The sequence below is a fragment of the Bacillus sp. ISL-75 genome (assembly GCF_018613095.1).
The window spans coordinates 1-12537 of record NZ_JAGGQX010000052.1; the positions used below are offsets into that span (position 1 = coordinate 1).

Here is a 12537-nt window from a genome sequence, read left to right on the forward strand (position 1 = left end):
TTAGAAAGGAAAAAATTGAGCGAAGCTTCGCAGACTCAAAAGAGCTGCACGGGCTTCGCTATTGCCGGTTACGGGGATTGAAGAAAGCAAGCGAACAGGCTCTCCTTACGGCAGCCTGCCAAAATATGAAAAAGATTGCAACACAATTAGCAAGGCTAGAAAAAGTGTGTTGCAATTCTTTAGGTTGATTACCTCCCTGTTGATTTCCGCGGAAGGCACGCAGACTCCTGCGGGAGTACGGGGCAGGGGAGACCCCGCAGGCGCTTCAGCGCCGAGGAGGCTCCCCGGCACGCCCGCGGAAAGCGAAGTGCCTGGAGCGCAAATCAACAGACATGTTGAAAAGCCTATATATTAATAATATTATAACGAATTAACGCGGTGAATTATTAAAGTTATTGTAGAAAATAAGAGGCTGTCGAAAGTTTCTCGACAGCCTGAGCCGTCATCTATGACGGCTTTAACAAAATTCTACGTTCCAAATCGTTTGTTGATTTCATTGAGCTGTCCGGATAGAAGGAGGAATGACTTTTTGTCTTGACAATCAATGGCCACATCAATTTTCTGTAATAATTTTTCTTTTTCTACTTTTAGTTGAATTTCGGACAGCAGCATTTCGATGTATAAATCTTGGACGAAGTTCTCCTTTAGACGATTTCGTTTCATGGCTCCTAGTTTCATTAATTCCGTGTATGATTTTTCATTCATGAAAATCACCCCTGTTGCTTTTTAAAATTATATGGTTTTTTTGGAAGAATATCATTAGTTTTTATAATTTTCTGATAAATATTTCTTTACATGAATTTTGTGAATAAATTAGGAACAATTCAGAAAAGTGAGGGAATTAAAAACCAGTAGTGGTAAGATATGGTGGATAATATGAAAAGGAGTTGAATGGGTTGAAGCATCCTCAAATCGAAGAATATGAGATAAATACGTGGACGATGTTTGTAGAACCGGTGACATATGGAGGGAAAATTTATTCACGTGCTGTAGAATTAGAAGATGAATTCTTGTCACCCTTTAAGCCATTGGATATCATCAAAAAAGGCTGCGTTTATTTTGGTGTTGATTACGAAAGCAGGAAAAAGGGAACAAGACAACTAATTGGCTATTCTCGAAAAATCCCAATTGTTATTGAACCAATTAACCACATCTATTTTTTTCCTACCGTATCGCCGCAAACTCCTGAGTGTATATGGATTTCACTTGAGCATGTGGAGTGTTATCGTCGCGTATCCTCTAAGAAAACGATGATTATTTTCCGCAATAAGCAATCTCATGTTTTTCCAGTTTCAATTGGTACAATTGAGGGGCAAATGTTAAGAACCTCATTACTAAAAACAAAACTTTTGCAAAGAATAGAAAGTAATGGGAGAAAGTTATTTTATCAGCCTAACGGGCCCCAGTCGTTAAATGCCTTGGAAAGATCCCGTGAATATGATGCTGATTCCCATTTAAAAGACCCGAAATAAAGGGTTGAATTTTCTTAACTATTAACGGGACAGATGTTTTTTTAATAAATAGGCCTCCATTAATTCTTGAACTTTGTTGCGGATTCTTGGATTAAAGTAATTATGATTTTCTTCATAGCCTTTATAAATAAACCTGTATAACGTAAAAGCATCGTCCCGTTTTGTTTCAATCACCTGAAGTTTATTCTTTTTCATATATAGTTTTACCTCAGCAAGTTCCCTTTGGATCTCCTTCATCGTTTCCTCAATCAAATCCAAATATGGTTGTTTTAATTTAAACGGGCTATTTGCAACTACAGTTAAATCCCTGTTTAAGATAATTAGAACCATTGGTAAATACATAGCCTTTTCCATTATGTCTCGATCATCTTCGGGGATTCTGGTCATTTTTTCAGTCACACCTTTCTATATTAATCGAACAAACGTTCTTCTTTATTTTACAAAAAAGAACCGTCAAAAGCAATAGGACTTTCCATTTACAAAAACTCGTCATTGGACGAGTTTTATTTATTGAAATGTTTAGTTGATATATGAGAAAGTTTTTATTAATAGAAGGATAACTGATAGGGGAAAATGAATTAAATGAAGAAACCCTGAAAAAAGAAAAAACAGTCATAAATTTAGGAGAATAAAAAACCTGGATGAATAGGTGATAAACAATGAGATCTGATAAATATCAAACCAAGAAAAAGAGAAGATGGCCATCCGTCTTACTTGTCTTCTTACTGCTAATAGGTGCAGGGGCAGGTTATGCTTATTATCAATACAAGCAGGGCGTTAACCAATCATTAAAAAAAATGAATAACAAAGCATCAAATGTTGTCTATGCTTTCGAAGGAAAAAAGGATCAGTATGGAGGGACAAATATCCTTGTGCTTGGTAGTGATGCTAGAGGAAAGGAAAAATCTCGGGCAGATACAATCATGATTGTTCATTATAATGAAGACAAAGGAACATTTAAACTAACTTCTATTATGAGGGACAGTTACCTTGAGATTCCGGGGCATGGACAGCATAAAGTTAACTCCGCATTCGCACGCGGTGGTCCAGAATTAATGAGACAAACGATTAAGCAAAATTTTGATATTGACCTCCAATACTATGTCATTGTGGACTTTCAAGGATTTGTGCAACTAATTGATGAAGCATTCCCCAATGGTGTAGAGATAGATGTGGAAAAGAAAATGTCAAAAAATATTGATGTCACTTTAGAACCAGGTCTACAAAAATTAAATGGAGCAGAAATGCTCGGGTATGTCCGCTACCGTCATGATGCGATTGGTGATTTTGGAAGGGTAGAACGTCAACAAAAAGCGGTTAAGGCCATTGGGGACCAATTGATGGGCCTCCAAACGATTCCAAAACTCCCGAAGCTAATTGGAGTTGTCACGCCTTATGTGAATACAAATATGAGCACTTCCGACATAACATTTATGGCTAAAGATTTCTTTTCGAATGATCGAGGAAATATCGATACGTTACGGATTCCTGTTGAAAATAGCTATTCCGATGCTCGAATTTCAGGGGAGGGAGCCGTATTAGAGATCGATGCCGAAAAAAATAAAGAGGCACTCCATCAATTTATTACAAAGTAATCATAGGCACAGCTAATTAGTAAAAATGAGGAGAAACCGGATGGATATTGAATCACTAAAAGCATGGTTTACGCTTGAACATATTATGAGTCTTATTCAAGAATACCGAGCCCTTGGACCCATACCAGGTATATTGCTTATTGTCATTGAAGCATTCTTGCCATTTCTCCCATTGTTTTTATTTGTAATGGCTAATGCCAGTGCCTTTGGACTTTGGTTAGGATTTTTGTATTCATGGCTTGGAGCCTGTATCGGAGCAATGCTCGTATTTTCGCTTATTAGAAGGTATGGGCAAAAAAGGTTATTATCCTTTTTACCTAAGCACCCTCAAGTCCGTAAGCTAATGGACTGGGTAGATCGTCATGGGTTTGGCCCACTCTTTCTACTGCTTTGTTTTCCATTTACACCCTCGGCAGTTGTTAACATTGTCGCTGGTCTTTCCAAAATTCGATTTTCCCAATACATGCTGTCCGTGTGTATTGGGAAAATGGTGATGATTTTCACGATTAGTTTTGTTGGCTATGATATTCAGTCATTACTGACGAAGCCTCTTCGGACTGTTGTAGTTTTGCTTGTTATTTTCATTCTTTGGTATGTTGGTAAAAGAATTGAAGGCAGAATGAATAAGGGCACGGAAACTGACCATAATGGTGAAATAGATAGAAATTATAAGCAGGAGAAACGGAGGAGCTTTAATGAAGATTGAATGGAAAAAGGAAGGCATGGAATGGGCAAAGGCTTTTGCGATTGGTATCATTATTTTTGCTTTTATTCGTACATTTTTCTTTTCAAATTATGTGGTAGAAGGCGAATCGATGATGCCGACGCTACAGGATGGTAACAAACTGGTAGTCAACAAGCTTGGTTATCAAGTCGGGGAATTGAACAGATTTGATGTCATCGTTTTTCATGCCAATGAAAAAGAGGACTTTGTCAAACGTATTATTGGGCTGCCAGGGGATAAAATTGAATATCGAGATGATCTATTGTATATAAATGGGCACAAGTATGAGGAGCCATTTTTAAATGTTTATAAACAAAAATCACCTGGAATCAGGATTACTGGAGATTTCAGTTTAAAGGAAATAACCGGTGAAAATATAGTTCCTGATGGGAAATTGTTTGTCCTTGGTGATAATCGATTAGGTAGTTGGGACAGCCGCCAATTCGGTTTTATCTCAGCTAGTCAAGTTGTCGGCAAAGTTGATTTACGTTATTGGCCATTAAATGAAATGGACGTCCATTTTTAGATGAATAGTTTAAGGGAGGAGCACGATGATTAAATCGTGTTTTTTTCTGTCATAAAATTACCATTTCTGCCTCTAATCTGTTTTATGGCAATACAAACGTTTGTGCTTGTTTTATGATAGAATGAGAGATATAAAGTTTATGAGTGGTTGTGGAAAGCGAGGTTTTTATATGTCATTAAGAATGGTAATCGGTCGGTCAGGAAGCGGAAAAACAGCTATGTTCCTTGATGAAATAAAGGGGCGGCTTGTGGAAAATCCAGATGGGACACCGATCATTTATATCGTTCCAGAACAGATGACGTTTTTATCTGAATATCGCTTGGCAACTGACCCGGCAATTAGCGGAATGATTCGTGCCCAAGTCTATAGTTTTTCCCGCTTGGCTTGGCGTATCTTGCAAGAAACAGGCGGGATTAGCCGAACACATTTAAGTAGTGTCGGGATGAGTATGTTAATACGCAAAATCATCGATGAGCAAAAGGAACAACTAAAGCTTTTTCAGCGAGCTGCAGATAAGAATGGTTTTATCCAGAAGCTTGAGCAAATGATAACAGAATTTAAACGTTACTGTATTAGGCCAGAGGAGCTAATTCAAGGCTCATCCTTATCGGGTGAAGATACCAATGCCTTAAATGATAAACTTCAAGATTTAGAAATGATCTATAAAAAGTTTGAGGACGAAGTATTTGGTAAATATATCGATTCGGAGGATTACTTTCAACTCCTATCCGAGAAAGTATCCTTCTCTTCATATTTAAAAGATGCAGAAATTTATATTGATGGTTTTTATAGTTTTTCACCGCAGGAATATCAAGTAATGATCGAATTGATGAAACATTGTAAAGACGTTTCAATTGCATTGACGACTGATCACCTCTCGATTGATTCTCCACCGGATGAGCTTGATCTGTTTCGCTTATCAGGTGAGACTAGTTATTCTCTCTATAATTTAGCTAAAGCTAATGGTATTGAAATCGAGCAGTCTGTTGTTCTAAAAGAACAAAGAAAATGGACTGAGCCGTCTTTAAGTCACTTTGAAGAAAAATTTGATGCCCGGCCCGCAGTATCATATGTTGGTGAGACAAAAATTAATATTTGCCAAGCCGTAAACCGTAGAGCTGAGATTGAAGGGATTGCAAGAGAGATTCGCCAATTAGTAAGGACAAAGGGATACCGGTACCGGGATATCGCTTTATTAATTCGAAATGGCGGGGACTATCATGAGATTGTTGAACCAGTTTTCGACGATTATCAGATTCCCTATTTTATTGACCAAAAAAGAACGATGCTGAACCATCCATTGATCGAATTCATTCGCTCAAGCCTTGAAGTCATTAATTCCTACTGGCGCTATGAGCCGGTGTTCAGAGTGATAAAGACAGAATTGCTATATCCCCTTCAAGAAAAGCCAGCAAAAATGCGTGAGAAAATGGATAGACTAGAGAATTATTGTTTAGCTTACGGAATTAACGGAAGTAAATGGACGAAAAAAGAGCGTTGGAGCTATCGACGCATTCGAGGACTGGAATTAGAGGTAAACTCGCAAACAGACCTTGAAAAAGAAATGGAACAAGAGTTAAATGAATTAAAGCTTATGGTAACTGCACCCATTTTACGGTTATCAAGACGTTTGAAAAAAGCGGATTCAGGCCGAAAGTTTTGTGAAGCCATCTATTTGCTGCTAGAGGAATTGGATGTCCCAACAAAGCTTGAAAAATGGAAAGCAGCTGCCGAAGAAAAAGGTAATCTTGTAAAAATGCGGGAGCATGAACAAGTATGGAATGCTGTGATTGATCTCCTGGACCAATATGTTGAAATTCTAGGGGAAGAGCAAGTCACATTAAAGGCGTTTGCTGCTGTTTTAGAGTCAGGATTTGAATCCTTACATTTTTCACTTATTCCGCCGGCACTTGATCAGGTACTGATTGGAGATTTAGAAAAATCAAGGCTAAATGAAATCAAAGTAGAATTCGTAGTTGGCGTCAATGAAGGAATTTTGCCTGCAAAAATATCTGATGAAGGAATCCTCTCTGATGAAGACAGGGAAATGCTCCTATCAACAGGTGTTAAAATCGCACCAAGCAGCCGGACACGTTTGCTGGATGAAAATTTTCTTGCTTATAAAGCTTTTACGGCACCATCAGAAGCCCTTTATGTTAGTTATCCACTTGCGAATGATGAAGGAAAAGCGTTAATTCCATCTTCGTATATTAAGAGAATAAAAGATATGTTTCCTGATGCTATTGAGCTATTTTATGTGACAGACCCATCACAGGTTTCGGAATCAAGTCAACTAGGCTTTATTTCAAATTTTACGACGACATTATCCTATCTTAATGCACAGCTTCAATGGAAAAAGCGAGGGTACCCCATTTCAAATTTATGGTGGGATGTATATAACTATTACCTTGGAAGTTCTGGAAAGGCCAAAGCTCAAAAAGTGTTTTCAAGCCTTTTTTATACAAATTTAGCCGTACAGCTCTCTAAAGACTCAGCGGATGAATTATATGGTGAGGCCATTCAAGCCAGTGTTTCTAGAATGGAATTATATAACTCCTGCGCATTTTCTCATTTCGCTCAGCATGGACTAAAGCTTCGTGACCGGCAAGTTTTTCGTTTGGAGGCACCGGATATTGGGGAGCTGTTTCATGCGGCATTAAAGCAGATTGCAGATATTGTTAATGAACAAAACCTTTCTTGGGCCGAGCTATCGAGGAAACAATGTGAAAACCTTTCTAAGGAAGCGGTCAAGTCACTAGCCCCTAAACTGCAAAACGAAATATTGTTAAGCTCAGAGCGCCATCATTATATTAAACGGAAATTGGAGCAAATTATTACACGCGCTTCTGTCGTATTAAGTGAGCATGCAAAGGTAAGTGGATTCTCACCGATTGGTTTGGAATTAGGCTTTGGACCCAATGGAAAACTGCCGCCACTAACATTTTCACTGAAAAATGGAAAGAGAATGGAATTGGCCGGAAGAATTGACAGAGTCGACCAGGCAAAAGCGGAAGACGACAGCGTCTTTTTACGAGTGATTGATTATAAATCAAGTGAAAAGGATGTCAATTTTAGCGAAGTATATTATGGACTTGCCCTGCAAATGTTAACCTACCTTGATATTGTCATGACCCATTCGAATGAATTGGTTGAGATGAAAGCTAGTCCTGCGGGTGTCCTCTATTTTCACGTCCATAATCCATTCATTAATACAACTAAAATGCTAACGATTGATGAAATTGAAAAGGAAATGATGAAAAAGTTTAAGATGAATGGATTAATGTTAAGCGATCAAAATGTGATCCGGCTTATGGATCAAACACTTGAATCTGGTGATTCGCATATTATTGCTGCAGGAATAAAAAAGGATGGAAATTTATCCAAAAAATCCAAGGTTGCCAGTTTATCGGAATTTGACGATTTGAAAACGTATGTCCGGAATTTATATCAGAAAACAGGTAACGCCATTATTGATGGTCAAATAGACATTGCTCCATATAAATTAAAGGACAAAACACCTTGTACATTTTGTTCTTATAAATCAGTATGTCAATTTGATGAATCAATTGAAACGAATCAATTCCGGGTTCTCACACCACACTCGAAGGAAGATGTTTTAGAACTAATTAGGAAGGAGGTACGTCAATCTTGAGAAATTTCGTCATACCCCCTAAACCAGAAGACGTGACATGGACAGACGACCAATGGAAAGCAATTATGTCAAAGGATCGAGACATCTTAGTTGCAGCAGCAGCAGGTTCGGGAAAAACGGCTGTCCTAGTGGAAAGAATGATCCAAAAAATCCTGTCAAAAGAAGACCCGATGAATGTCGATGAATTATTGGTGGTGACCTTTACGAATGCATCTGCTGCAGAAATGCGCCATCGGATTGGGGAAGCATTAGAAAAAGCCATTGATGAAGACCCGTGGTCGCGCCATTTAAGAAAGCAACTGAGCTTATTAAATAAAGCATCGATTTCAACACTTCATTCCTTTTGTATGGAAGTGATTCGAAAGTATTATTACTTAATCGATGTCGATCCTGGATTTCGAATTGCCGATGAAACAGAAGCACAATTAATCCGAGATGAAGTGATGGACGAGTTGTTTGAAGAAGAATACGGGAAAAAAGATAATGTGGCATTCTTCAACTTGGTCGATTCATTCACAAGTGATCGAAGTGATGCTGCATTAATGGATATTGTACGGTCGATATACGATTTTGCTCGCTCCAATCCCTTACCGGACCAATATTTAAAGTCAATCATTCGTATGTATGATGTTTCAGCAATTAATAATCTAGCCGAACTCTCCTTTATTCAGGCACTTCTTTTTGATATTGAGTTGCAACTAGAAGCTTCCAGAGAAATGATTAAGCGGGGATTAGAAGTAACAAAGCTCCCTGGCGGACCGGCACCGAGAGCTGAAAACTTTTTAGATGATTTAAAGATAATTGATACTCTTCTTCTTGCCAAGCAGGACTCATGGGAAACTCTATATCAAGCAATGCAGACCTGGTCTTTTTCACGGGCAAAGCAAGTGAAAGGTGACCACTATGATAAAGAGCTGACAGAGAAGGCCCAAAAACTTCGAGAAAAAGCGAAGAAAAAAATCCAAGATATCAAAGAAGAGCTATTTACGCGAAAGCCTGAAAGCTTTTTACGTGATATGGATGAGATGCGGCCGTTAATAGAAACGCTAGTTCATATTATCAAAGAATTTTCTCTGCGGTTTGAAAAGGTAAAAAGAGAAAAAGGGCTTGTAGACTATGCAGATTTAGAGCATTACTGCCTTGCAATTTTGACAAAGGAAATCTCAGCAGAGGGAGAATTTCTTCCATCCGAGGCGGCACTCGCTTACCAAAGGCATTTTAAAGAGGTCTATTGCGATGAATATCAAGACACTAATATGGTCCAGGAAACCATCCTAAAGCTTGTAACTAAAAAGGATGAGTTGAATGGTAATATGTTTATGGTCGGAGATGTTAAGCAGTCGATTTATCGCTTTCGTTTGGCTGAGCCGAACCTTTTCTTAGGCAAGTATAATCGCTTTAAAGCCGACGGAGATTCTACGGGACTACGTATTGATCTAGCAAGAAATTTCCGAAGCCGAAAAGAAGTGCTCGATGCAACCAATTATTTATTTAAACAAATTATGGGGATTAAAGTTGGTGAAATCGAATACGATGAGGCGGCAGAGTTGCGTGCTGGCGCACCGTATCCAGACGACGAGCCCTATCCGGTAGAACTTTTGCTTATTGATCAAAATGCACAGGATAATGGGTCGCCTGTAACGGAAGGCGAGACAGAGGTGTCAGAACTAGAAGAATTTGATGCTATCGGTCTTGAACAATCCCAACTCGAAGCGAGGATAATTGCTTCTAAAATAAAAGAGCTAGTAGCAAGTGGAGCACCGGTATATACTACAAAAACCAAATCCAATCGGCCGTTTATGTATCGGGATACAGTCATCCTGCTCCGTTCAATGACTTGGGCTCCGCAAATTATCGAAGAGTTTAAGCAACAAGGGATTCCTATTTATGCTAATCTTTCAACAGGGTATTTTAATGCAACCGAAGTGGCAATTATGATTTCATTACTACGAGTTATTGATAATCCCTTCCAAGACATACCGCTTGCAGCTGTTTTACGCTCACCCATCGTTGGGTTGAACGAAGAAGAACTATCAATCATCCGCATTCATCAGAAGCGAGGTTCTTTTTGGGAGGCTGTTACCGCTTTTTGCAAGAGTAAAGAAGCCAAAAATACGGCCGAATTTTACGAAAAGCTGCGCCGCTTTTATGACTTTCTAACAGATTGGCGCGGGGTGGCAAGGCAGGGTTCGTTGTCGGAGTTAATTTGGCAGCTCTACCGTGATACCCAGTTTTATGACTTTGTCGGCGGTTTACCAGGGGGAAAACAGCGTCAAGCTAATTTACGGGCATTATATGACAGAGCTAGACAATACGAACAAACATCGTTCCGTGGACTGTTCAGGTTTCTTCGATTTATCGAGAGAATGATTGAAAGAGGGGACGATCTTGGTGCAGCAAGGGCACTTGGTGAGCAAGAAGACGTTGTTCGGATTATGACCATCCATAGTAGTAAAGGACTTGAATTTCCCGTTGTATTCATGGCGGGAATGGCACGGACTTTTAATATGGCTGATGTTCGGAAACCATATATGCTCGATAAAGAATACGGATTTGCATCTAAGTATGTAAATGCGGAAAAAAGGATTTCTTACCCATCCTTACCACAAATTGCTTTTAAGCGAAAAAAGAAAATGGAGATGCTCGCGGAAGAAATGCGCGTGTTATATGTGGCGATGACAAGGGCGAAAGAAAAACTTTATTTAACGGCTACGCTTAAAGATGCGCAAAAAAAAATCGACCAATGGAATGAAGTTTCCTCCCATACAGAATGGTTGTTAAAGGATTATGAGCGGGCAGCGGTTTCAAGCTATATTGACTGGATTGGACCAGCGCTTGTTCGCCATCAGGACGCCAATGAACTAAGGCTTAGTGGTACGGGAAATGCCCTTGTTCCTGAGGAAATTACAAGTCATCCTTCTTCATGGAAAATTTCACTAATAAGTGCAGAAGAAATCAAGAAGACGGAATTAGAAATCGGAATGAATGAAGACCAATTTCTTGAAATGGTCCAAAAAGGGGAACATGTCCCAGCCACGTCGCCATTTGTTGAAGAAATTAAGTCGCGCTTAGACTGGGAATATTCCTTCCCAAGTGCCGCAGCCCATCGCTCCAAGCAATCCGTTTCTGAAATGAAACGCCAAAGAGAAATGGCAGATGAACAAAGTGGGACGGACCTTGTGAACCATGTGAATCGCTATAAAAAGTCGATAGTTAAACGCCCGAAATTTATGCAGGAAAAGCAATTAAGTCCAGCTGAACGGGGATCTGCCATGCATATGGTTATGCAGCACGTAGATTTAACCAATTCAGTTAGTCAAGAATCTCTCCAGCACGTAGATTTAACCAATTCAGTTAGTCAAGAATCTCTCCAGGAACAGTTAACATGGATGGTAAACAACGAATTGTTAACCTCTGACCAAGCAGAGGTCATTGATAAAAATTTAATTGTTCAATTCTTTCATTCAGATTTAGGGATTAGATATTTTAACGCAAAAGCAATCAACAGAGAGGTTCCCTTTACCCTTTCCATGCCTGCTCGTGATGTGTACCCCACTTGGAAGGATGAAGAAGAATCTGTTTTTGTACAAGGGATCATTGACTGTGTCTTTGAGGAAGAAAACGGTCTTATTTTGGTCGATTATAAAACGGATCAAATTTCCGACAGGTATAAAGGTGGGTTTGACCAAGCAAAGTCCATACTTGAAGACCGTTACAAGATGCAAATTAACTTATATACAAGAGCAATTGAACAAATATGGAAAAGAAAGGTCACAGAAAGGTACTTGTTTTTCTTTGATGGAGCACATATTTTGAAGGTTGAAAAGGATTAAACGAACAAAAAATGACATAGACCATTTAGGATGGTTTATGTCATTTTTTAATTATTCCCGACAATTGGCTGGTCAATTAACTTGGTATCAAGAACATTGGTTCCACTTAATCCGGAATTCGATACGATAAATCCACCAGTATTAAATGCACCTGAACCAGCATTTGTCTTTGAGGTGCTCTTTGGAGAGATATACACGGTATCTCCAAATTGCACTATACCTCCACTTACGTGAACGATTTGGACAGGACCAATAATCGCTGGCATGACAAACATCCTTTTTAGTATATTCCCGGCATTTTCCCTTAAAGTAACTTATGCTTTTATCTTTGTCCCTGTTCTTCCACTACTTCTTCTTCTTTTCTTTGAATAGGAAGTAACTGTCGAATATGCTTAATTCTAGCCTCCATGGAAACATGGCGGCTGTTCCCAACGTGTAAAAGGGAAGATGATGATATCCCGATAATATCAATTTTACTTACCTTAATTAGTGGGTTTGGATTTTGACGGGAGTATGAAAAAGGTTCATTGATAGGTAGAAAAGGAATAGGTTCGGAAAAGACTCGATAAGAGGATAAATTCCCCTCATTTCCATAAAATACTTCAGCTTCCCTTTGGACAGCAAGTGCTCTTGAAAGTCCATTAATGATACAGGAATCCCCTAGCTGTACCGTAGAGGAAAATGAGGCAATCTTAATATTTATAGTGTCTACACAAGAGGTTCTCTGCAACATGA

At 39.0% G+C, this 12537-nt stretch carries 11 protein-coding genes; 7 read left to right on the top strand and 4 right to left on the bottom strand.

Going from position 1 to position 12537, the window contains the following annotated elements:
- Positions 1-188 (top strand): transposase (locus tag J7E63_RS20130; protein ID WP_215009856.1); only part of this gene is annotated, 188 nt, incomplete at its 5' end.
- Between the two features lie 280 nt (positions 189-468).
- Here J7E63_RS20130 and J7E63_RS20135 read toward each other — a convergent pair.
- Positions 469-705 carry an IDEAL domain-containing protein gene (locus J7E63_RS20135; protein WP_088086018.1) on the bottom strand — a complete coding sequence of 79 codons (237 nt, stop codon included), beginning with the start codon at positions 703-705 and terminating at the stop codon, positions 469-471.
- 191 nt (positions 706-896) lie between these two features.
- Between J7E63_RS20135 and J7E63_RS20140 the strand changes: the two genes are divergently transcribed.
- On the top strand, positions 897-1472 hold the full coding sequence (locus tag J7E63_RS20140; RefSeq protein WP_251033638.1) for a competence protein ComK: 576 nt from the start codon (positions 897-899) through the stop codon (positions 1470-1472).
- A 21-nt stretch (positions 1473-1493) separates the two neighbouring features.
- Here J7E63_RS20140 and J7E63_RS20145 read toward each other — a convergent pair whose 3' ends face one another.
- Entirely contained in the window at positions 1494-1859 is a 366-nt protein-coding gene (locus tag J7E63_RS20145) for a YhjD family protein (RefSeq protein ID WP_088086020.1), read from the bottom strand.
- Positions 1860-2131: 272 nt separating this feature from the next.
- Between J7E63_RS20145 and J7E63_RS20150 the strand changes: the two genes are divergently transcribed.
- The 5 genes from J7E63_RS20150 to addA all read left to right on the top strand — a co-directional run bounded on the left by J7E63_RS20150 (position 2132) and on the right by addA (position 11802).
- Positions 2132-3067, top strand: coding sequence for an LCP family protein (locus J7E63_RS20150; RefSeq protein ID WP_215015555.1), 936 nt, complete (start codon positions 2132-2134; stop codon positions 3065-3067).
- A gap of 40 nt (positions 3068-3107) precedes the next feature.
- Positions 3108-3773 (top strand): TVP38/TMEM64 family protein, encoded by a 666-nt coding sequence (locus J7E63_RS20155; protein ID WP_215015556.1) that lies wholly within the window; start codon positions 3108-3110, stop codon positions 3771-3773.
- Positions 3763-4317, top strand: a complete 555-nt coding sequence (gene lepB / locus J7E63_RS20160) for a signal peptidase I (RefSeq protein ID WP_168242442.1) — start codon at positions 3763-3765, stop codon at positions 4315-4317. The genes J7E63_RS20155 and lepB overlap by 11 nt, the downstream gene beginning before the upstream one ends.
- Before the next feature lie 169 nt (positions 4318-4486).
- Positions 4487-7969, top strand: coding sequence for a helicase-exonuclease AddAB subunit AddB (gene addB, locus J7E63_RS20165; protein ID WP_215015558.1), 3483 nt, complete (start codon positions 4487-4489; stop codon positions 7967-7969).
- Positions 7966-11802, top strand: a complete 3837-nt coding sequence (gene addA, locus J7E63_RS20170; protein WP_215015560.1) for a helicase-exonuclease AddAB subunit AddA — start codon at positions 7966-7968, stop codon at positions 11800-11802. The genes addB and addA overlap by 4 nt, the downstream gene beginning before the upstream one ends.
- 47 nt (positions 11803-11849) lie before the next feature.
- Here addA and J7E63_RS20175 read toward each other — a convergent pair whose 3' ends face one another.
- On the bottom strand, positions 11850-12068 hold the full coding sequence (locus J7E63_RS20175) for a spore germination protein (protein WP_214713218.1): 219 nt from the start codon (positions 12066-12068) through the stop codon (positions 11850-11852).
- Between the two features lie 56 nt (positions 12069-12124).
- Positions 12125-12535: a spore germination protein GerPE gene (locus J7E63_RS20180; protein WP_215015562.1), complete on the bottom strand. Its 411-nt coding sequence runs from the start codon at positions 12533-12535 to the stop codon at positions 12125-12127.
- Between the last annotated feature and the right edge of the window lie 2 nt (positions 12536-12537).